This is a genomic window from Pseudarthrobacter sp. ATCC 49987, assembly GCF_009928425.1.
GTDB lineage: Bacteria > Actinomycetota > Actinomycetes > Actinomycetales > Micrococcaceae > Arthrobacter.
Genome location: NZ_JAABNS010000001.1, coordinates 3506179 through 3526484, shown reverse-complemented (window position 1 = coordinate 3526484; position 20306 = coordinate 3506179). Strand labels below are relative to the sequence as shown.

The window sequence follows — 20306 nt, the reverse complement described above, 5'->3', positions numbered from 1 at the left end:
ATGAACCCGACCGGGCTGCCAGAGGGCAAACTTAGGCGCCGGCCGGAACCTTTTCGGTGTTCCGGGGTGCCGTCGGATCAGCAACCGGATCCGCCGGGGCTGCGGCAAACGGCATGTCCATTTCCACCAGGTCGATCAGCGGGTTCTCGTCCTGGTTCGCAACGAGCTCCTTGGCCTCGGCCTGGGTGTCCACGCTGGGCATGGAACCCGGCAGGGGGCGCTGGGCCGATTCCTTGAGGAAGTAGATCGCAACCGCACCGATCGCCGAGGTGGCCATCAGGTAGTAGGCCGGCATCATGTCATCGCCGGTGGCGCCGATCAGGGCGGCGACGATGAACGGCGTGGTGCCGCCAAAGATGGCGACGGAGAAGTTGTACGCGATGCCCATGGCGCCGTAACGGCTCGCCGTCGGGAACTGCGCCGGCAGGGCCGAAGCCAGGTTCGCCACGTAGAAGGTGACCGGGAAGGCGATCATGCCGAGGCCCAGAAGGGTGGACCAGATTTCTCCGACACCGATCAGCATAAACGCCGGGGCAGCCAGGACCACGGTGCTGAGCGCGCCGATCCACAGCACGGGGCGGCGCCCGATCCGGTCAGACAGCTTGCCGGTCAGCGGAATGCAGAGGCTCATGATGACCAGCACGGGGATGGTCAGCAGGGTGCCGTGGACCGGGTCGTAGCCCTTGGACTCCGTGAGGTACGTCGGCATGTAGGACGTCAGGGCGTAACCGGCGGTATTCGCGGCTGCCACCAGGATCATGGCAACGATGAGTGAACGCCAGTATGCCTTCACGATGCCCACCGGGCTCTTCGAGGCTGCGGGATTCGAGGACGTGGCGTCCTTGGAGAAGTTCTCCTGGGCGTCCAGGGTGGCCTGGAACTGCGGGGATTCCTCGATCTTGCTCCGGAAGTAGACCGCGATCAGACCCAGCGGACCGGCAAGCAGGAACGGGATCCGCCAGCCCCACTCCTCCATGGCGGCCTGACCAAGGGTCAGCTGCAGCACGGAGACGAGGGCGGCACCGAGGGCGAAGCCGAGGTAGCTGCCCATGTCCAGGAAGCTGGCGAAGAAGCCGCGGCGCTTGTCCGGGGAGTATTCGCTCACGAAGGTGGTGGCACCGGCGTATTCGCCGCCGGTGGAGAAGCCCTGGACCACCTTGAGCAGCACCAGCAGGGCAGCAGCCCACATTCCGATCTGCGCATAGCCGGGCAGGAGCCCGATGGCGAAGGTGCTCGCGGCCATCAGCATCAGGGTGGTGGCAAGGACCTTCTGGCGGCCGATCTTGTCGCCGAGCCAGCCGAAGATGACCCCGCCGAGGGGGCGGGCAATGAAGGTGGCGGCGAATGTTCCCAGCAGGAACAGGGTCTGAACGGACTTGTCCGCCTCGGGCAGGAATACCGGCCCCATGGTGGTGATCAGGTAGCCGAACACGCCGACGTCGTACCACTCCATGGTGTTACCCACGATGGTGCCGCCGAGTGCTTTTTTGAGCATCGGCTTATTGACGACGTTGACGTCGGACTCCCTGAGTCGACGCCGCGTCCGCAGCTTTGGTTTCTTCGCACCCTTGGGTGCAACTTGGTTGGTTCCGCTGGCGTTCATGACGCCTGCTGAAGAGTCGGTCGTGCTTCGGTCTGTGGGCATTTGGGCCGCTCCTATGGAGGTCATTTGCTTGCGACTTGTAGCTGCCCCGCTCTGGGCAGGCTTTCAATTTTACGCGATTTCTATGGTGTTTCCGAGTTTGGTGCCGTATCATCCGGTGTTTCACCCCTGATCGGGGGCCGGCTGGCAGTTTTCTTTTCCGCTGTTTCGCCGCGCCATTGCTGGGAATCGCCGGTCCTCACCTCCGACTGCGTAAACTTTTTCCCCGAAGGGCGGCCGGGAGCCGGTTTTCCGGCCTGAATCATGCCTTTGGGCGGGGACCGGCCCACCCTCCCCGGGCCCCGGTTGCGCCGCGCAAAAGCCGGGCAGAGGGGGTACCCAAGGGATCCGGAAAGCGCCTAGGGTTGACCTCAGCGCAGTGCTGACCACGAGCCACACAAGGAGAACAGTCCATGACTGGCAAAGAGACCAAAAAGAGCAGCAACAGCGGGGCCGAGGCGGACGACAAGTCCCAGGCCAAGCCGGAGCAGGGGACAGGCATCAAGTCCCGCCTGACCGACGCCCAAAAGGAGATGCTCGCGAGCAAGTCGCGCGGTGGCGCGGCCTCACAGAGTGTCGGCCACAGCCACAAACCCACTCACGTCAGTGGCAAGCAGGGCCCCGCGGAGAAGAAAGTCCGCTGGTAGCGCTACAGACATCGCAAGCCGGCCGACCTACGATGGGGGGACACTTCAATTCACGGCACTAAGTGCACAGCGGAAAGGAAGAGCAATGGCAGATCATCACTCCGGAGACGAGATCGAGCCTGAGGTGGCCAGCCACTTGGCTGAGTCCATGGACGAGGCCCCTGGTCCCGAGCCGGTGCACCACCTTCCGCAACCCGCCTCCGAGGGGCATTCGTGGCCGGATGGGAGCGGCAAGCACCGCCACCCGAAGGACCGCGATGAAGTTCGCGGCCTGCAGAACCAGCAGGTTGTAGAAGCCGCTGAGCACCGGACCAGCCGCCCGGACATCCCGCACCGCGACAAGTGACGGCGGCCCGGCTGAGCGTTGAGGCCGGGGCCGCTTTATTCAATCACCACGTCCTCCGGGCGCTTATCCGGCCGCCAGCCGCGCCAGACCGGGTGCCGGAGCTTGCCGCCGCCGGTCCATTCCCCATAGGTGACCTCCCCGACGAGCTTGGCGCTCACCCAGTGTGCGTCCGAGGCGTCGGCGGCCGGGACGTCCTCGAACGGCGAGGTCTTACGGGGGAGGGCATCGAGCCTCTGGCGCAGTTCCTTGAGTTCCCGGGAGCTGAATCCGCTGCCGACGCGGCCGACGTAGCGCAGCTTGGAACCGTCGGGGATCCCCAGCAACAGTGAGCCGACGGACTGCCCGCGCTCGCCCTTGCCCGGCCGCCAGCCGCCGACCACCACCTCCTGGGTGCGTTCGAACTTGAGCTTGAGCCAGGACCTGCTGCGCTGCCCGACGTAGCGGCCGTCCGTGCGCTTGGCCATCACGCCCTCCAGCCCCAGCTCCTCGGCGCTTTCCAGGATGTGCCGGACATCGCCGTCGATCAGCCGGGAGAGGTCCACGGGGCCATCGGCAGATGTGAAGAACGCCTCCAGCCGGGCCCGCCGCTGGCGGAGCGGAAGACGGCGCAGGTCCGTGCCGTCCTCGGATAGGAGGTCGAAGAGCATCAGCCGCACCGGCGTCGACGCCTGCGCCTTCGCGACGTCGGAGGCTCTGGTGAGCTTCATCCGCCCCTGCAGCAGCCCGAAGTCGGGCCGCCCCGAGGGGCCGACGGCGATGATCTCGCCGTCGGCGATGAAATCCTGCCCCGGCCAGCTGGAGCGGTCCGTCAGTTCCGGGTACGCCGCGGACATGTCCATCCCGTTGCGGCTGATCAGGCGGATCTTCTTCGCGTCCCCGACAACCAGGGCCCGCACCCCGTCCCACTTGAGTTCAAACTGCCACTCTTTGCCCGGCAAGTCGGCTGCGGTGCCGGAGCTGGCCAGCATCGGCGCAAAGTCGGCCGTGTCCGGGGCGGGTTGCGCGGCCTCCGCCGCCGGGGGCACATGCTCTTTCTTCGCGCCCGGCGGGTCCATCAGGTGGATGAGCCACTGGTCGCCGCCCCTGCCGGTGTGGATCAGCGCGAACCTGCGGGTGCCGCCCAGTCCGCCGTCGTCCTGACCGGTGAGGGTGGCAATGACTTCCTTGCCCGCGATCCACTTCTCGCATTCGTAGTAGCCGTGGTCCCAGATGCTGATGGTTCCGGCACCGTACTGGCCCTTGGGAATGGTGCCTTCGAAGTCCGCGTAGTCCATCGGGTGGTCCTCGGTCTGGACCGCCAGGTGGTTCGTCGTCTTGTTGGTGGGCACCCCCTTGGGCAGCGCCCAGGACACCAGTACGCCGTCGCGCTCCAGCCGGAAGTCATAGTGCAGCCGGCTGGCGTGGTGTTCCTGGATGACGAACTTCTCGCGGAGGGTGCCGTCTTCGGTATCAGTCCGGCCTGTCCCGGCGCGGTGCTGCTCCGCCGTGAAGGGCTCCGGGGTGGAGGCCGCGTCCCGTTTGGCACGGTACTTGTCCAGCCGCGGGTCGGTGGCGCCGCCGTCGCCTGTTGTTTCGCTGTCGCCGTCCGGGCGGCCGTCAGGCTGGCCCCCGGGGCGCCTCTTGCCGGAGATGGCCGCGAAGGGGTCCTTGCCGGACTTCACCCGCTTCATGACCTCCTGGTAGTCCAGCTGGTGCAGGGAAGGCGAGCTGAGTTCGCGCCAGGTCCGGGGCGCCGCCACCGTGGGCCGGAGCCGCCCGCGCAGTGAGTAGGGCACGATGGTGGTCTTGGCGGCGCTGTTCTGGCTCCAGTCCACCAGGACCTTGCCGGTGCGCAGCGTCTTCTTCATGTCACTGACGGCCAGCTCCGGGTGGTCGGCTTCCAGGGAGCGGGCCAGTTCATGGGCGAACTCGGAAATCTGCTCGGAGCTCAGCGTGCCTTCGAGGGCCGCGTAGAGGTGGATGCCTTTGCTGCCGCTGGTTACCGGTACGGGGTCCAGTCCGACGTCCTGCAGGATGGTCCGGGCGAGCTTCGCGACCTCAACGCACTCGGCCAGCCCGGCCCCCTCCCCGGGATCCAGGTCCAGCACCAGCCGGTCCGGCGGCAGGGCGTTGCCGTGCGAGTCGACGCGCCACTGCGGCACATGGATCTCCAGGGCCGCGATCTGCGCGAGCCAGGCCAGCGTGGCCGGGTCGTTGACCAGCGGGTACTGGATGGTCCGTTCCTTGTGGGTGATGGAGGCCCGCGGCACCCACCCCGGCGTCGAATGGTCGAGGTTCTTCTGGAAGAACATCTCGCCCGGGGCATCGGCCGTCCCGACGCCGTGCACCCAGCGCTTCCGGGTGGCCGGGCGGTTTGCGGCCGCGGGGATCAGCACGGGCGCCACGGCGGCGTAGTAGGCCAGGACATCGGCCTTGGTGGTGCCGGTCTCCGGATACATGACCTTGTCCAGGTTGGTGACCACCAGTTCGCGGCCGCCAACCCGGACCCGCTCGTTGCTGTTGGCCGGTGCCCTTTCACCCAAGGGGCTTCACCTCCACGCAAGTGTGCGGTTCACTTGATCCATGAGAGCCATCTGGAAAGGCGCGATAGCGTTCGGGCTGGTCAACGTGCCCGTCAAGGTCTACAGCGCAACCGAAGACCACGACATCAGCCTGCACCAGGTCCACAATGCCGACGGCGGCCGGATCCGCTACCAGCGCCGCTGCGAGGTCTGCAGCAAAATCGTGGACTACGAGGACATCGACAAGGCCTATGAGGACGACGGCCGCACCGTGGTCCTCAGCCGCGAGGAGCTCAAGTCCATCCCGGCAGAAAACAGCCACGAGATCGACGTCGTGCAGTTCGTGCCGGCTGAGCAGCTCGACCCGATGATGTTCGAAAAGAGCTACTACCTTGAGCCGGACTCCAAGTCGCCCAAGGCCTATGTCCTGTTGCGCCGGGCGCTCGAGGACACCGACCGGGTGGCCATCGTCCAGTTCGCCCTGCGGGACAAAACCCGTCTGGGGGCCTTGCGGATCCGGGGTGACGTCCTGGTTCTGCAGGCCTTGCTCTGGGCCGACGAGGTGCGTGAAGCGAGCTTCCCTTCGCTCGAAACCACCATCCGCATCTCCGCCCAGGAACGTGAAATGTCCGCCGCGCTGGTCGATTCGATGGCAGCGGACTTCGAACCGGACCAGTTCACCGACGACTACCAGCTGCAGCTGCGCCAGCTCATCGAGGCGAAGCTGGAGAAGGGGGAGTCGCTGGACACCGAGGAGACTTTTGGCGTCCCGGCGGCGGAGTCCGGCACTGGCGAGGTGATCGACCTGATGGAGGCCCTCAAACGGAGCCTGGAGAAGAAGCGCGGGGGAGGGGCAGCGTCCGCGGACGAATCCGCCAAGCCTGCCGCGAAGCCCGCTTCGAAGCCGACGGCCGCCAGGCCCGCGACCAAGACGGCATCCCGGACCGCGCCCAAGGCCGCGGCTAAAACCGCAGCGAAAGCCGCCGGCACGAAGGCCGCTGCGCAGACCGCGCGCAAGGAGGCCTGAGCGCTCTGCGCTTGCCACGTCTTGTCTCCTCTGGCCGGGAACCCATTCTGCGGTTGTCCACACGTGGTGGTGCCGCGGATTCCAAACTAGCGGGGTGGCAGGGTCCTGACAAGCACTTACTAAGGGTGCTTAGCGGCGGTTCGGACGCTTCGTTTCCGGCCGGATCACCCGCCGCGGCAGTCACGGCCGCGAAGCCGATGATCGGCCCGGACGCAATGGCCCCGAGGCGCCGGGCGGGAGGCCCTGTCCGTACCTCTATCCGCGCCCGCCGGCAGTTAACGCGAGAGCCCGGCCGCACCCTCAGCGGGCGCGGCCGGGCTCTCGCGTTACGGCCGGCGGGTGGTGACGCTATGCGGCGTCGTGGTCGGTTTCGAGGATCTGGACCAGGCGCTCCAAAGCTGCGTCGGCGCCCTCGCCCTCGGCGCGCAGGACCACAACCTCACCGTGGGAGGCGCCCAGGCTCATGAGGGACAGGATGCTGGCGGCATCCATGGCCTCGTCAACGGGTTCGCCCAGTCGGGCGATGGTGATTTCGAGATCGAACTCGCCTGCAGCCTCGGCAAAGATCGCGGCCGGGCGGGCATGCAGCCCTACGCGGCTGGCAATGGTGGCGTTACGTTCGGTCATTTCTGCTCCTTGGGTTTAGCTTGGGGAAATCAGCTAGGGAAGGTCTTCTGGACGGCTTAGGCGGCTACGGGAACCGCTTCCACCGTATCAACCTGCTTCTTGACTGCCCAGCGCTTGAGCCCGATCACGGCGAAGGCGCTGACGACAGTTCCGGCCGCGATGGCGACAACGAACATCAGGAAGTTGTCGATGGCGAAGAAGACAAAGATGCCGCCGTGCGGGGCCTTCGAGCCGACTCCAGCTGCCATCGAGATGGCTCCGGTCACGGCGCCGCCGAGCATGCTGGCGGGGATCACGCGCAGCGGGTCGGCAGCCGCGAACGGGATGGCGCCTTCGGAGATGAACGAGGCTCCCAGCAGCCAGGCAGCCTTGCCATTCTCCTGTTCTGCCAGGCTGAAGAGCTTCTTGTTCAGCACCGTCGAGGCGAGCGCCATTGCCAGCGGCGGGACCATCCCGGCGGCCATCACAGCGGCCATGATCTGCCACGGCGCCTGGTTGCTGATGGAGGCTGCCCCGAGGCCGGCGACGGCGAAGGCGTAGGCGACCTTGTTGACCGGTCCGCCGAGGTCGAAGCACATCATCAGGCCCAGGATGACGCCGAGGGCGATCGCGCTGGCTCCGGTGAGGCCGGACAGCCAGTTGTTGAGGCCAACGGTGATGGCGGCGATCGGTCCGCCCAGGACGACGAACATCAGGCCCGAAGCAACGAGGGAGGCCACGAGGGGGATAATCACTACCGGCATCAGGCCGCGCAGCCAGCGGGGGACGCTGATCTTGCCGATCGAATGGGCCACATATCCTGCCAGCAGGCCGCCCACGATGCCGCCGAGGAAGCCTGCGCCCATGAACCCGGCAACGGCGCCGGCGACGAAGCCCGGGGCGATGCCCGGCCGGTCAGCAAGGGCGAAGGCGATGTAACCGGCCAGTGCAGGGACCAGGAAGCCGAGAGAGAGGGCGCCGATCTTGAAGAGCACGGCGCCGAGGTAGGCGCCCAGCGGGCCCCATGCCAGTTCCGGGTACTCGGTGGGCAGGTTGCCGATGGTGTTGTTCGCGAGGATCTTGTCCGCGAAGCCGGTGATGTCGTAGCCGCCCAGCAGGAAGCCGAGGGCGATCAGCAAACCGCCGCCCGCCACGAAGGGGATCATGTAGCTGACGCCCGTGAGCAGTGCCTTCTTCAGCTTCTGGCCGATGTGCTCGCCCTTTTCTTCGGCCTCGTGCTGGGCCTGTTCCTCGGCTCCGAAGTGCGGAACGCGGCGGGCGTTCGGGTTGTCCGCCGCGGCGAGGGCTTCCTGGACCATCTTGTCCGGCTCGTCGATGCCGCGTTTGACCGGGGCGTTGATGACGGGCATACCGGCGAAGCGCTCTTTGCCGCGCACGTCAACGTCCACGGCAAAGATCACGGCATCGGCGGCCGCGATCACGGCGGGGTCCAGCGCCTTGGCGCCGGAGGACCCCTGCGTCTCCACCTGCAGGTCGACGCCGACTTCCTTGGCCGCGGCCACGAGCGAATCGGCGGCCATGTAGGTGTGGGCAATGCCAGTGGGGCAGGCAGTCACAGCGACGAGGCGACGTTGGCGCGGCTCGGCGGATGCAGGCTCCGTGGTTGCGCCGGCGTCGGTTGAAGCTGCTGCCGCTGCTGCCGGGGCTTCGGCCGCGGCTGAGTGGGCTGCGGGCTTGTCCGCGAGTGCGCCTTCGACGAGCTCGACGACCTCAGCCGCTGAACCGGCCGCGCGCAGTGCCGCGGTGAAGTCCTTTTTGATCAGGGAGCGGGCCAGCCTGGAGAGCAGCTTGAGATGCTCCTGGTCCGCGCCCTCGGGGGCCGCGATGAAGAAGATCAGGTCCGCGGGGCCGTCCTTGGCGCCAAAATCGACCGGCTGGGAAAGCCGTGCCATCACGAGCGTCGGTTCGGTGACCGCCGTCGAGCGGCAGTGCGGGATGGCGATGCCGCCGGGGACGCCGGTCGCGGTCTTCTGTTCCCGGGCGAAGGCGTCGGCGAAGAGGCCTTCAACCTCGGTGGCGCGTCCGTTGGCGGCAACTTTGCCTGCCAGGTGCCGGATCACGTCCTCGGGCGAGCTGCCCAGGTTCTGGTCGAGTTCGACCAGATCGGTGGTAATGAGCTGAGTCACTGTCAATCCTTCCGGAGGGCCGTGATGGTTACGGCATCGGGGGTGGTTTGGTGGACTGCCGGGACTGTGGAGCCCGGCAGCGAAGCGGCGGCGGCACCATGGGCCACAGCCTGACGGAGGCAATCGGCCGGGGCGGCGCCCTGGCTGGAAGCGAGCAGGTAGCCGGCCAGCGAGGAATCGCCGGCCCCTACCGTGCTCACCGCAGTGACCGGCGGATGCGTGGCCAGCCACGCGCCGTCGGCCGTCACAAGCACCGCACCCTTGGAACCGAGCGTTGCCAGCACGGCACCCACCCCGGATCGCACGACGGCGGATGCTGCCACCGCGGCAGCCTCCGGATCCGCTTCGAGTTCCTCGGCGGACTTGTGCGTGGCGAACCCGGCTGCGGCAGCCAGTTCCACCAGTTCCTCGGCGTTGGGTTTAATGAGGTCCGGTTTCCCCAGCGCGTCGCCGGAGATGGCGGCGGCGAGCGGTTCGCCGGAGGAATCGACGGCGATGAGGGGGGCCTCGTTGCCGTGATCCATGGAGCGCAGCCGCCGGGTGACGGTGGCGTAGAAGTCGGCCGGGACCCCGGGTGGGAGCGATCCGGCCAGGACCACCCAGCTGGCTCCGCGGGCGCGGTCCAGGAGGAGCCCGATCAGGGCTTCCTGCTGGTCCGCGCTCAGCACCGGGCCGGGCTCGTTGATTTTGGTGGTGACGCCGCCGGGTTCGGTGAGCGCCACGTTGCTGCGCAGCGGCTCGCCGATCGGGAGGGCGGCGAACGGGACGTCGACCTCCCGGAGGCCGGCGAGCACGGGGTCCGCCTCGGCTCCGGGGAGCACTGCGACCGTCTTCAGGCCGGAAGCGACGAGGGCGCGGGAGACGTTGACTCCCTTGCCGCCGGATTCCTGCCGGACGGAGACGGCCCGCTGGACTTCGCCGCGGAGCAGGGGCCCCGGCAGCGCCACGGTGCGGTCCAGGCTCGGGTTGGCGGTCAGGGTGACAATCATGCGACCACCACCTCCACGCCGGCGTCCGCGAGCGCGTCGGCCAGGTCCTGGCTGGGTTTCGTGTCAGTGATCAAGGTGTCCAGATCTTTCAACGAGGCGAACTGGACCAGGGTCTCGGCGTCCAGCTTGGAGGCATCAGCCAGCACCACTATGCGGCGTGCTGATTGGACGAAGGCAGCCTTGACAGCGGCTTCTTCAGGATCGGGAGTGCTCAGCCCGAAGGCTGCGTGGATGCCGTTGGTGCCGATGAAGGCGATGTCCGGGCGGATCCTGCGGGCAGCTTCCACGGTGGACTGGCCGACGGCGGCCTGCGTGATTCCGCGGACCTTTCCGCCCAGCAAGTGCAGGGCGATGCCGGGTTCACCGGACAGCTTTGCCGCGATGGGCAGCGAGTGGGTGATGACCACGAGTTCCGCGCCGGGCCCGGAAAGGGCGGCGGTTGCTGCCGTCCGGGCGGCCAGGAGATCCGCGAGGGCCTCGGTGGTGGAGCCGGCGTCGATCAGGATGCTGCCGGTGCGGTCCTGCGGGATGAGCGCCAGGGCGGCCTCGGCGATCCGCGTCTTTTCCGGCTGCCGCTGGTCGGTCCGGACCAGGATGCTTTCCTCGTTGGTGCTGAAACGGTCCGGGGACACCGCGCCGCCGTGGACCCGGCGCACACTGCCGGCGGCTTCGAGGGCGGCAAGGTCGCGGCGGACGGTCTCGGTGGTGATGCTGAAACGCTCGGCAAGGTCCGTGACGCTGGCGCGGCCGCTGACGGTAATGAGCCCCACGATCAGCTGTTGGCGTTCCTCGGCGAACACTGGCTCTCCCTTGCGTCAGTACTGCGGGCCTTCCTGCCACTTCAGTGATAGCCAACACAGGGAGTGGAGTTGATTGACTTTATCTTTGAATCTGTGGCTTTGTCAATGAAAAACAACAAGAACGCAGAAAGCTCACGGGGGTCCCGGGGGACATGCCCAGTTTTCGCGCTCAGGAGTGGGCATATGGGCACTATGTGCATCCGCGGTCTTGGCCGTGGGGCATGCCCGGGCTGAGGGTTGGTGAGCCGGGGGACATGTCCAGTCTTTGCGGCACGGAGTGGGCATGTTTGCCCCAGGTCCATCCCCGGATCCCGGTGCTTGGCATGGGGTACTGGAGGATTCGCGGACTCCCCGCGGGACATGCCCAGTCTTCGCGCCCGGGAGTGGGCATATAGGCACTATGTCCATCCGTGGCCTCGGGGGTGGGGCATGTCCGGACGGGCGGGGACGTTAAAAGGCACACGCCGGGCCAGACCTCGTGAAGGTCCGGCCCGGCGCCCGGGTGGTTCGTTCGGTGCACTGCGGCGCACTGGGACTAGATGCCGGCGTCGCGGCTTTCGTTCCGGGTGATGGTCTCGCCGGTGTTGGGGTCCACGACGGAGCGGGTTTCGCTGACCCGGCGGGTACGGCTGCGGCCGGGGGATGCCAGGATCAGGGAGGCGACCAGTCCGATGACGCCTACCACCATCAGGATGTAGCCGATCATGGTCTGGTCCACGTTGGGGATCAGTCCGGGGGTGATGGCCCAGGCCAAGATGGCGCCGAGAGCGATGAGGAAGATGGAGGAACCGATTCTCATGACTTGCTCCTTGTGTCCGGTGGGACGGATAGGTATTGCTAAGCATGCTGTCCAGCGTCACGCTACAGCCCGATGCGGGTAGTTTCAACGATCTGAGCGGCGCCACTCCGGTCAGTTTTCGCACGTCAAAGTGTTTTCCGCGGCGGCTTCGGACGGCCGCCGCGCGGATCCGGCGTGCGGCTGTCATTTTCCGCCGCGGATCTCCGCAGGGGAAATTGCGGGGCCGCCCCGCGCGGGGATCGCACGTACTCTTTAAGGGTGCACAGCGGCCGCCACTCCCGTCCCGCCGCACCCGCCCCCGCACCGCACTCCCCGCGGGTCCCCCAACGCGCCTCACAGAAATCCGGTACCCATGCCTGAAAATTCCCCCAGAGTCGTCGTCACCGGACTGGGCGCCGTGACCCCTGTCGGCGGGACCGCGGCCGATACCCGGGCCGCGCTGCTGGCCGGACGCTCCGGAATCGCGGCTCTCGACGAGGACTGGGCACAGGGGCTGCCTGTCCGGATGGCCGGCCGGGTGGACGTTGACGTCGCCTCGCTGCTTACCACCCCCGAATACAAGAGGATGGACCGGTGCGGGCACCTGGCACTGGTTGCCGCCCGGGAAGCGTGGGCCCAGGCCGGCCGGCCCGACGCCGACCCGGAACGCCTGGCGGTGGTGATCGGCTCCGGCTACGGCGGCCTGGACACCACCTTGGAGCAGACCCGGACGCTGGATGCCAGCGGCCCGCGCAGGGTGTCCCCGCACACCCTCACCCGGATCATGACCAACGCCCCCGCGGCCTGGGTGTCCATCGACGTCGGCGCCAAGGGCGGCGCCCGCACTCCGGTGAGCGCCTGCGCCTCCGGGGCCGAAGCCATCGCCCAGGCAGCCGACATGATCCGGGCGGGGGCGGCGGACGTGGTGATCGCCGGCGGTGTGGATTCCTGCATCAACGGCCTCATCATCAGCGGCTTTGCGCAAATCCGCGCCCTGTCCACCCGCAATGAGGACCCGCAGTCCGCCTCGCGGCCCTTCGACCGGGACCGGGACGGGTTCGTGCTGGCCGAGGGCGCCGCGATCCTGGTCCTGGAGCGCGAAGACCACGCCCGCGCCCGCGGAGCGGAAATCCTGGGCGTCGTGGCCGGAACCGCGGTGACGTCCGACGCCGTCGACATCGTCGCCGCTGACCCGGCCATGCAGCGACGCGTCATGGAAAAGGCAATCGCAGCCGCCGGCCTTGGAGCCGCCGACATCGGCCTGGTCCACGCCCACGCGACCTCCACGCCGGTCGGCGACCGCCTGGAAGCCGAAGCGATCAAAGCTGTGCTCGGAAACCAGGTTCCCGTCACTTCCACCAAATCACTCACCGGGCACCTCCTGGGCGGTGCCGGCGCGCTCGGAGCCATCGTGATGATCCAGGCACTGAAAACCGGATCCTTCCCGGGCTCCGGCAACCTCGACGAGCCGGATGCCGGGATCGACCTCAACCTCCTCCGGACATCCGTGGCGGGCCAGGCGGCCAGGGCGGGCATCGCCAACGCGTTCGGATTCGGCGGGCACAGCACGGCGCTGGTGATCACTGAAAGCTAGGCTGTTCCGATGGAGACAGTCGTCTGGTCCAAGCCGGAACACGAACGCGCCGGAACGCCGCTGCTGGTCATGTTGCATGGCTATGGCCGGGACGAATCGCAGATGGCGAAGCACTTTGACAGCATGCCGTCCGGCTTCAGCTGCGCCGCACTGCGCGGCCCCAAGGAAATCGGGGACGGGCACGGCTGGTTCCTGCTGGACTACTTCCTGACCCATGACTTCGCCGACGTCATCGCCTCGACCAATGCCGTCTTCAGCTGGATCGAATCCGTCAAGGCCAAGCACAGCAGCGTGAGCCTGCTCGGCTATTCGCAGGGCATGGCCATGGCCACCACCCTGCTGCGGCTGCGGCCGGCACAGTTCCGGGCCGTCGTCGGACTGTCCGGGTTTGTCCTGGAAAACGAACTCCTGGCGATGAGCGAATCGTTTCAGTCGCGGCCGCCCTTTTTCTGGGGCCGGGACCGGGACGACATGGTGATCAACGACGCCGCCACGGAGCACACCGAGGAATGGCTCCACGAGCACACCCAGCTCACAGCGCGGACCTACCCCGGAATGGGCCACTCCATCGCGGCGGCGGAACTGGCGGACGTCGGCGCGTTCCTCCGGCACTACGTCTTGCCCCCGGACAGCTGACCCGGCTCCCGGGCGAGACCAGGACGCGCCGGCGCGACAGGGTCCAAGCTCCCTACCCTGTCTATCCACTTGCGCGCTAATTTTGCAAGCCTTTATACTTAACGTTGGCCATCTTCACGGCCGCTACTTCAGGGGGAAGAAAGGCTGAGCCCCGTGCCGCAGGCCAAGAGGCCACCCGTCGCCATCCAGGACGCCGCCGCACCCTCCATCCGCACCATCTCCACAGCAGACCGGTGACCGCCGGCCTTCCGCCGCGCTGAACGGGCGCGCTGGACAGGCGCGCCCGCCCGGTGCCAACGCCCGCGGTCCGCCTGCGGGAGGCTCCGGAGCGTCCCGGCCCGCATGCGCACAACTCATGGCCCGCCGTCGTGCCGCCCGCGCCCAGCTATCGCCGTCTGAAAGGACAACCGATTCATGACTGATCTTGCCACCAGCACCCCTTCGAGCTGGACCGGGGCTTCCGCCATCCTCTTTGACCTCGACGGCGTCCTGACCCCCACCGCGATCGTGCACGAGCGCGCCTGGCAGGAACTCTTCGACGGGTTCCTCAAGACCGTGCCCGAGGCTCCCGGCTACCGCGAAAGCGACTACTTCGACCACATCGACGGCAAGCCGCGCTTCGACGGCGTCCGGGACTTCCTGGCCTCCCGCGGCATCGTCCTGCCCGAGGGCCCGCTGGATGACGACCCGGCGCACAACACCGTCCACGGCCTGGGCAACCGCAAGAACAAGGTCTTCAACGACATCGTCGAGGCCGGCGGCGTCAAGCCCTACGAGGGCTCCGTGCGGTTCATCGACGCCGCGCTGGCCCGCGGGCTCAAGGTCGCCGTCGTCTCCTCGTCCCGGAACGCCCCGGCGGTGCTCAAGGCCGCCGGTCTGTCCGACTACTTCCCGGTGGTGGTCGACGGGGTTGTCGCCGTGGCCGAGGGCCTGCCCGGCAAGCCCAGCCCTGCGACCTATGAGTACGCCGCACGGCTGCTGGGACTGCCCAGCGAGGAGTGCGTCGTCGTCGAGGATGCCGTGTCCGGCGTCCAGGCCGGCAGCGCGGGGAACTTCCACTCGGTGATCGGTGTGGACCGCGGCGCCGGCCGGCAGGTGCTTCTCGCCGCCGGAGCCACGCTTGTGGTCAACGACCTCGAAGAACTCCTCTAGCCCCGCATCCCCGCCGCAAGGCCCCGAACGACCCACCTGACTCTGTACCCGCCTGAAGGAAAACCATGGCTCTCATCACCTCGGACCGCGCACGGTTCCCCAACGACCCCTGGCAGCTGGTCGAGACCGTCCACCTGCCGGGCAACGCCGGCACCCTGGAAACCCTCTTCAGCCTGGGCAACGGCCACCTCGGCATCCGGGGCGCCCACTGGGCCACCGCCGACGCCGAACTGCCGGGCAGCTTCATCAACGGCTTCCACGAGACCTGGGACATCAAGCACGCGGAAAACGCCTACGGCTTCGCCCGCACCGGCCAGCGGATCCTCTACATCCCGGACGCCAACAACTTCGCCGTGGTCATCGACGGGGAAACGTTGAGCCTGGACGAATCCACCGTGCTCGACTACCGGCGCAGCGTCGACTTCGCCACCGGCGTCTACGAATGCCGGATCACCTGGCAGTGCCGCTCGGGCGCCACCGTGACCACCACCGAACGCCGGGCCGTCGGCTACCAGTCCCGCGGTGCGCTTGGCATCTCGCTGGAACTCGCCGCGGACCGGGACATCTCCGCCGACGTGACCTCCTCGGTCATCAACCGCCAGGACCAGCCCGTCGACGACCACTCGGCCCATGACCCGCGCCGTGCCGGCCGGCACGCCGGCCGTGTCCTGCTGCCGATGCGGCTCGACGGCGGCGACGGCTCCCTGCGCCTGTCCTGGGAAACCGCCGAATCCAAGCAGCGCATCGGCCTGGCCGTCGATCACTGGACGAACGCCGGGGTGCAGCCCTTCGACACCCTGGTGCACGAGGACGACAGCAGTGTCCGCTACGTCCTGGCCGTTGGCGCCGACGAGCCGTTCGTGCTGGAGAAGAGCGTCAGCTACGCCGTCGGGCAGGCCTCCGAAGACCTGGCCGATGACGCGGAGGCGGGCCTCCGGCCGCTCGCGGAGATCTTCGCCGAAAGTGCGGCGCACTACCGAAACTACTGGACCACGGGGGACATCGTCCTCGCCGGCCAAACGGAACTCCAGCAGGCCGTCCGCTGGAACCTCTTCCAGCTGGCGCAGGCGACTGCCTGCGCCGACGTCGCCGGCATCCCGGCCAAGGGCGTCAGCGGCTCGGGCTACGACGGGCACTACTTCTGGGACCAGGAGGTGTACCTGATGCCCTACCTGACGTACACCAGCCCCGGCAACGCCCGCCAGGTCCTCGAGTTCCGCCATGCGATGCTGCCCGAGGCCAAGATCCGCGCCAAGGAGCTCAGCGTGGACGGCGCACTGTTCCCGTGGCGCACCATCAACGGTCTCGAGGCCAGCGCCTACTACGCCGCCGGCACCGCCCAGTTCCACATCGCCGCGGCGATCGCCTTCGCGACCAACCGCTACATCTGGGCCAGCGGCGACCAGGCATTCGAGGAATCCCTCGGCTCCGAGCTGCTGATCGAGACCGCCCGGATGTGGGTCTCACTGGGCTTCTTCGGCAAGGACGGGCTCTTCCACATCCACGGCGTCACCGGCCCGGACGAGTACACCGCCGTCGTCAATGACAACCTGTACACCAACGTCATGGCCCGGTTTAACCTGCGCGCCGCGGCGGCACTGGACCACCCGGAGATCGACGACGCCGAACGCCAGCTCTGGGAGCAGGCCGCCAACCGCATGCAGCTGCCCTACGACGAGGACCTCCAGGTCCACTCGCAGGACAACGACTTCATGACCCTGGAGCCGTGGGACTGGAGCACGCCCCGGTCCAAGTACCCGCTGCTGCTGCACTTCCACCCGCTGGTGATCTACCGCCACCAGGTCCTCAAGCAGGCGGACAGCGTGCTGGCCATGTTCCTGCAGTGGCAGGACTTCACCGCCGAGGAAAAGCGCCGCGCCTTCGACTTCTACGATCCAATCACCACCGGCGACTCCACCCTGTCCGCCTGCGTGCAGGGCATCATGGCGGCCGAGGTCGGCTACGGCGAAGCCGCGCTGGACCACTTCACCCACGCGCTGTTCATCGACCTGGACGACACCCACGGCAACACGATCGACGGCGTCCACATCGCCTCCACCGGCGGGGTCTGGAGTTCGCTGGTCAGCGGCTTCGCGGGCCTGCGCGACCAGGGCGCGGTGCCGTACTTCGACCCGCGGCTGCCCGCCGGATGGGACGGGCTGTCCTTCCACCTGAAGATCCAGGGCCGGCTGCTGCAGCTCGAACTGGAACAGGGTGCCATCAGCCTGACCGTGCGCGAGGGCGCACCGCTGGAGGTCGACGTGCGCGGCGAGCTGCTCACGGTCGACGGCGATACGGTGCGGGTTCCGCTGGCCCCGGTCGCGGCACCGGCGCCCACGATCTTCCCGAGCGGACTCCCGACGGCGTCCATCCCGATCGTGCGCGCGGCGGTCTAGGACCGGCGTTGCGTCGGACCGGGTTGCCCTGCTCCGGGGGCTTCGGCCGGGGCTGTGCCATCCGCGCCGAAGGCCTCCCGGCCGTCGTCCAGCGGATGGGCGAGTTCGTCGACCGGCATCCGCGCGATAGCCATGGCAATCACGGCCATGACCGGGCACACCGTCCCGGCGACCAGGAAGATCAGGCCGACCGGAAGCACCTCGGCGGCGGGTCCGGCCAGGGCCATGGAGACCGGCATCAGGGCGAGTGAAACGAAGAAATCCAAGCTTGAGACGCGGCCCAGCAGGTGCGGCGGCACCCGGCGCTGCAGCAGGGTTCCCCAGATGACCATGCCCATGCCGCCGGTCGCGCCGAAGATGAAGAGCGCGGCCGCCAGCGCCCAGAAACTGTCGATGACGCCGACGGCGGCGAGCGGCAGGCTGCCGGCACCCCAGCTCACCATCATGACGCTGAGGTAGCGGCGCGGAAGCGGGAATGAGGCCGTGGCCAGCGAGGCTGCGGCGCCGCCGACGCCCATGATCGCGAGCAGGAAGCCGAACATGCGCGAGTCGCCGCCGAGCTGGTCGCGGACCACGAACGGCAGGAGCACCTCAATGGGGCCGATCAGGAACAGCACGGAGATGCAGGCCCACAGCAAGGTCCACAGCAGCCAGGGCGTGCGGACCGTGTAGCTGACACCCTCGCGGAGGTCGTGCAAAAGGGACGTCCTGGCGCGCTCGCCGGTTCCGGAACCAGCGCTCCCGTCACTGACCTCCGACCCTGGGCGGGGCTGGCGATGGAGCAGGTTGAGGATGGAAAAAGCCAGCAGGTGGCACACCGCCACACCGGTCACAGCGTGCGCGGGGGACAGCGCGGCGACCAGGATGCCGGCGACGGCGGGACCGGTGGCCTGCTGCAGGATGGGCCGCATGGTCCCCTCCATGCCATTGGCCGCGAGCAGGTCCTCCGGCGGCAGGATCCTCGGGAGGATGGCGGAGTACGCGGGGAAGAAGAACGCCGCCCCGACGCCCAGCACAAACGCACCGAGCGCGAGATGCCAGAGCTGCAGCCAGCCCAGCATGGCCAGCCCGCTGATGCCGGCGATGACACCCAGGTTGGCCCCCTCCACCGCGATGATGAGGAGCCGCTGCGGGAACCGGTCCGCCGCGATGCCGCCCGCAAGCACAAACGCGACGAGGCCCACGCTGCCCGCCGCCGCCACGAGGGAGAGCTCCAGCGGGCCCCCGCCCAGATGGATCACCTCATAGACCATCGCCACGGCCCACATCCCGGAGCCGAAAATGGAGATGGCCAGGGCCGCAATCAGCACCCGGTATTCCCGGTGCGCGAATGGTCGGAGGGCCCGCAGTGAGCGCATGGCTCCAGTCTAGGTGCCCGGCACTGCAAGGGGGCGGCGGATCCGGGCCGCGAACGATCCGATGGAATAGGCGGCGGGGCGTCCGGGTTGCCGCCTAATGGGACGGGCGACCTCACCAGGACAGCCCGTTCCGACGTACTGGGCCCTTATGGCCGCAATGCTGCTTCAACGCGGCGGCGGCCGTGGGCCCGATGGAGCTGGATTACTCAGAATCGGAGATGGTGGATTTATGACGGCCTACAAGACAGTGAACCCCGCGACCGGAGAAACGTTGAAGGAATTCCCGCTCGCCACCGCGGGCGAGGTGGAGGGCGCGCTCGCTGCGTCGAAGGCTGCCTTCGGGGACTGGCAAGCGGCGCCCGTGGAGGCCCGCGCCAAGGTGATTGCCCGCGTGGCCGAACTGTACCGGGAACGCCAGGACGAACTGGCCCGGCTGATTGCCACGGAAATGGGCAAGCCCCTGGCCCAGTCCCGGGGCGAGGTGGGCCTCGTGGCCGACATCTACGCGTACTACGCCGAAGAGGGGCCCTCCTTCCTCAAGGACGAGCTGCTGGACGTCAAGGGCGGCGGGGAGGCCATTGTCCGCTCCGCGCCGGTCGGACCGCTCCTGGGCATCATGCCGTGGAACTACCCCTACTATCAGGTGGCCCGGTTCGCCGCCCCCAACCTGATCCTCGGCAACACCATCCTGCTCAAGCACGCCGGCAGCTGCCCGCAGTCTGCCCTCGCCATCGAGCAGATCTTCCAGGACGCCGGACTCCCCGAAGGCGCCTACATCAACCTGTTCCTGAGTAACGAACAGGTTGCCGAGGTCATCGCGGACGGCCGCGTCCAGGGTGTCTCGCTGACCGGCAGCGAGCGGGCAGGCTCGGCGGTTGCCGAGGTGGCCGGAAGGAACCTGAAGAAGTACGTGCTGGAACTGGGCGGGAGTGATCCCTTCATCGTCCTCGACTCCGATGACCTCGACGCCACCGTCAAGGCAGCGGTCAGCGGCCGGATGGGGAACGCCGGCCAGGCGTGCACGGCCTCGAAGCGTTTCATCATCCTCGAGGACCTCTACGAGGCATTTGTGGAGAAATTCACTGCCCGGATGTCCGCGATCAAGCCGGGCGACCCCCTGCTCGCCGACACCCGCTTCGGGCCGCTCTCCTCGCAGAGCGCCGCGGACGGCCTCATCGAACAGATCCAGGACGCCGTGGACAAGGGCGCCACCCTGCGGACCGGCGGACACCACGTCGACGGCCCCGGCGCCTACGTGGAGCCCACCGTGCTGACCGATGTCACCCCCGGGATGCGCGCATTCTCCGAAGAGCTCTTCGGCCCGGCAGCGGTCATCTACAAGGTCGCCACCGTGGAAGAGGCCATCGAACTGGCCAACGGTTCCCCCTACGGGCTGGGCGGTGCGGTCTTCAGCGCCGATACCGGGAAAGCCAAGGAGGTCGCGGACCGGCTGGACACCGGCATGGTCTTCATCAATTCCGTGGCCGAAACCCAGGCGGACCTGCCGTTCGGCGGGGTGAAGCGCTCCGGCGTCGGGCGCGAACTGGCACGGTTCGGCATGAATGAGTTCGTCAACAAGAAGCTCATCCGGACCCCGCGCTAAACCCGGCAGCAGCCTGCGGGCAGTTCGAGGCGGATGGGTGCCGCCGGTCCGCCTCGAACTGCCCGCTCCCCGTAGCCTAGTGTT

At 67.9% G+C, this 20306-nt stretch carries 16 protein-coding genes; 8 read left to right on the top strand and 8 right to left on the bottom strand.

Annotated elements, in window-relative coordinates; translation table 11 throughout:
* Nucleotides 1-31: 31 nt before the first annotated feature.
* On the bottom strand, nt 32-1645 hold the full coding sequence (locus tag GXK59_RS16275; protein WP_237393928.1) for an MFS transporter: 1614 nt from the start codon (nt 1643-1645) through the stop codon (nt 32-34).
* A gap of 410 nt (nt 1646-2055) precedes the next feature.
* Between GXK59_RS16275 and GXK59_RS16270 the strand changes: the two genes are divergently transcribed.
* Both GXK59_RS16270 and GXK59_RS16265 read left to right on the top strand, forming a co-directional pair.
* A complete protein-coding gene (locus GXK59_RS16270) occupies nt 2056-2289 on the top strand; it encodes a hypothetical protein (protein ID WP_160668341.1) in 234 nt (77 codons plus the stop codon).
* Nucleotides 2290-2374: 85 nt separating this feature from the next.
* A complete protein-coding gene (locus tag GXK59_RS16265; RefSeq protein ID WP_160668339.1) occupies nt 2375-2635 on the top strand; it encodes a hypothetical protein in 261 nt (86 codons plus the stop codon).
* Nucleotides 2636-2670: 35 nt separating this feature from the next.
* Here the strand turns inward: GXK59_RS16265 and GXK59_RS16260 are convergent, their stop codons facing one another.
* A complete protein-coding gene (locus tag GXK59_RS16260; RefSeq protein ID WP_160668337.1) occupies nt 2671-5157 on the bottom strand; it encodes an ATP-dependent DNA ligase in 2487 nt (828 codons plus the stop codon).
* A gap of 40 nt (nt 5158-5197) precedes the next feature.
* Here GXK59_RS16260 and ku point away from each other — a divergent pair, with 40 nt between their 5' ends.
* Entirely contained in the window at nt 5198-6163 is a 966-nt protein-coding gene (gene ku / locus GXK59_RS16255; protein WP_160668335.1) for a non-homologous end joining protein Ku, read from the top strand.
* A gap of 348 nt (nt 6164-6511) precedes the next feature.
* Here the strand turns inward: ku and GXK59_RS16250 are convergent, their stop codons facing one another.
* From GXK59_RS16250 to GXK59_RS16230, 5 genes are all read right to left on the bottom strand, one after another.
* Nucleotides 6512-6790: an HPr family phosphocarrier protein gene (locus GXK59_RS16250; RefSeq protein WP_160668334.1), complete on the bottom strand. Its 279-nt coding sequence runs from the start codon at nt 6788-6790 to the stop codon at nt 6512-6514.
* A 56-nt stretch (nt 6791-6846) separates the two neighbouring features.
* Nucleotides 6847-8916 (bottom strand): PTS fructose transporter subunit IIABC, encoded by a 2070-nt coding sequence (locus GXK59_RS16245; RefSeq protein ID WP_160668332.1) that lies wholly within the window; start codon nt 8914-8916, stop codon nt 6847-6849.
* A 2-nt stretch (nt 8917-8918) separates the two neighbouring features.
* Nucleotides 8919-9905: a 1-phosphofructokinase family hexose kinase gene (locus tag GXK59_RS16240; RefSeq protein WP_160668330.1), complete on the bottom strand. Its 987-nt coding sequence runs from the start codon at nt 9903-9905 to the stop codon at nt 8919-8921.
* Nucleotides 9902-10705 carry a DeoR/GlpR family DNA-binding transcription regulator gene (locus GXK59_RS16235; RefSeq protein WP_160668328.1) on the bottom strand — a complete coding sequence of 268 codons (804 nt, stop codon included), beginning with the start codon at nt 10703-10705 and terminating at the stop codon, nt 9902-9904. Before GXK59_RS16235 ends, GXK59_RS16240 begins: the two co-directional genes overlap by 4 nt.
* Nucleotides 10706-11240: 535 nt before the next feature.
* Nucleotides 11241-11504, bottom strand: coding sequence for a DUF6458 family protein (locus GXK59_RS16230; protein WP_160668327.1), 264 nt, complete (start codon nt 11502-11504; stop codon nt 11241-11243).
* Nucleotides 11505-11856: 352 nt separating this feature from the next.
* Between GXK59_RS16230 and GXK59_RS16225 the strand changes: the two genes are divergently transcribed.
* The 4 genes from GXK59_RS16225 to GXK59_RS16210 all read left to right on the top strand — a co-directional run bounded on the left by GXK59_RS16225 (nt 11857) and on the right by GXK59_RS16210 (nt 17261).
* Nucleotides 11857-13077, top strand: coding sequence for a beta-ketoacyl-[acyl-carrier-protein] synthase family protein (locus GXK59_RS16225; protein WP_160668325.1), 1221 nt, complete (start codon nt 11857-11859; stop codon nt 13075-13077).
* Between the two features lie 9 nt (nt 13078-13086).
* Nucleotides 13087-13713, top strand: coding sequence for an alpha/beta hydrolase (locus GXK59_RS16220; RefSeq protein WP_160668323.1), 627 nt, complete (start codon nt 13087-13089; stop codon nt 13711-13713).
* 414 nt (nt 13714-14127) lie between these two features.
* Entirely contained in the window at nt 14128-14865 is a 738-nt protein-coding gene (locus GXK59_RS16215) for an HAD family hydrolase (protein ID WP_160668321.1), read from the top strand.
* A gap of 65 nt (nt 14866-14930) precedes the next feature.
* Complete coding sequence (locus tag GXK59_RS16210) at nt 14931-17261, top strand: glycoside hydrolase family 65 protein (RefSeq protein ID WP_160668320.1); 2331 nt, start codon at nt 14931-14933, stop codon at nt 17259-17261.
* On the opposite strand, the gene GXK59_RS16205 is transcribed toward GXK59_RS16210, so the two are convergent.
* The gene (locus GXK59_RS16205; protein ID WP_160668318.1) at nt 17258-18619 is read right to left on the bottom strand and encodes an MFS transporter; all 1362 of its coding nucleotides are present in this window, start codon (nt 18617-18619) and stop codon (nt 17258-17260) included. The genes GXK59_RS16210 and GXK59_RS16205 overlap by 4 nt on opposite strands.
* A gap of 229 nt (nt 18620-18848) precedes the next feature.
* On the opposite strand from GXK59_RS16205, the gene GXK59_RS16200 reads away from it, so the two are divergent.
* Entirely contained in the window at nt 18849-20222 is a 1374-nt protein-coding gene (locus GXK59_RS16200; RefSeq protein WP_160668316.1) for an NAD-dependent succinate-semialdehyde dehydrogenase, read from the top strand.
* The last annotated feature ends 84 nt before the right edge of the window (nt 20223-20306 follow it).

Excerpts from the sequence above, each read along its gene's own strand:
- GXK59_RS16275 (WP_237393928.1), bottom strand. The coding sequence starts at position 1,645 with ATGCCCACAGACCGAAGCACGACCGACTCTTCAGCAGGCGTCATGAAC.
- GXK59_RS16270 (WP_160668341.1), top strand. The coding sequence starts at position 2,056 with ATGACTGGCAAAGAGACCAAAAAGAGCAGCAACAGCGGGGCCGAGGCG.
- GXK59_RS16265 (WP_160668339.1), top strand. The coding sequence starts at position 2,375 with ATGGCAGATCATCACTCCGGAGACGAGATCGAGCCTGAGGTGGCCAGC.
- ku (WP_160668335.1), top strand. The coding sequence starts at position 5,198 with ATGAGAGCCATCTGGAAAGGCGCGATAGCGTTCGGGCTGGTCAACGTG.
- GXK59_RS16250 (WP_160668334.1), bottom strand. The coding sequence starts at position 6,790 with ATGACCGAACGTAACGCCACCATTGCCAGCCGCGTAGGGCTGCATGCC.
- GXK59_RS16240 (WP_160668330.1), bottom strand. The coding sequence starts at position 9,905 with ATGATTGTCACCCTGACCGCCAACCCGAGCCTGGACCGCACCGTGGCG.
- GXK59_RS16230 (WP_160668327.1), bottom strand. The coding sequence starts at position 11,504 with ATGAGAATCGGTTCCTCCATCTTCCTCATCGCTCTCGGCGCCATCTTG.
- GXK59_RS16225 (WP_160668325.1), top strand. The coding sequence starts at position 11,857 with ATGCCTGAAAATTCCCCCAGAGTCGTCGTCACCGGACTGGGCGCCGTG.
- GXK59_RS16220 (WP_160668323.1), top strand. The coding sequence starts at position 13,087 with ATGGAGACAGTCGTCTGGTCCAAGCCGGAACACGAACGCGCCGGAACG.
- GXK59_RS16215 (WP_160668321.1), top strand. The coding sequence starts at position 14,128 with ATGACTGATCTTGCCACCAGCACCCCTTCGAGCTGGACCGGGGCTTCC.
- GXK59_RS16210 (WP_160668320.1), top strand. The coding sequence starts at position 14,931 with ATGGCTCTCATCACCTCGGACCGCGCACGGTTCCCCAACGACCCCTGG.
- GXK59_RS16205 (WP_160668318.1), bottom strand. The coding sequence starts at position 18,619 with ATGCGCTCACTGCGGGCCCTCCGACCATTCGCGCACCGGGAATACCGG.
- GXK59_RS16200 (WP_160668316.1), top strand. The coding sequence starts at position 18,849 with ATGACGGCCTACAAGACAGTGAACCCCGCGACCGGAGAAACGTTGAAG.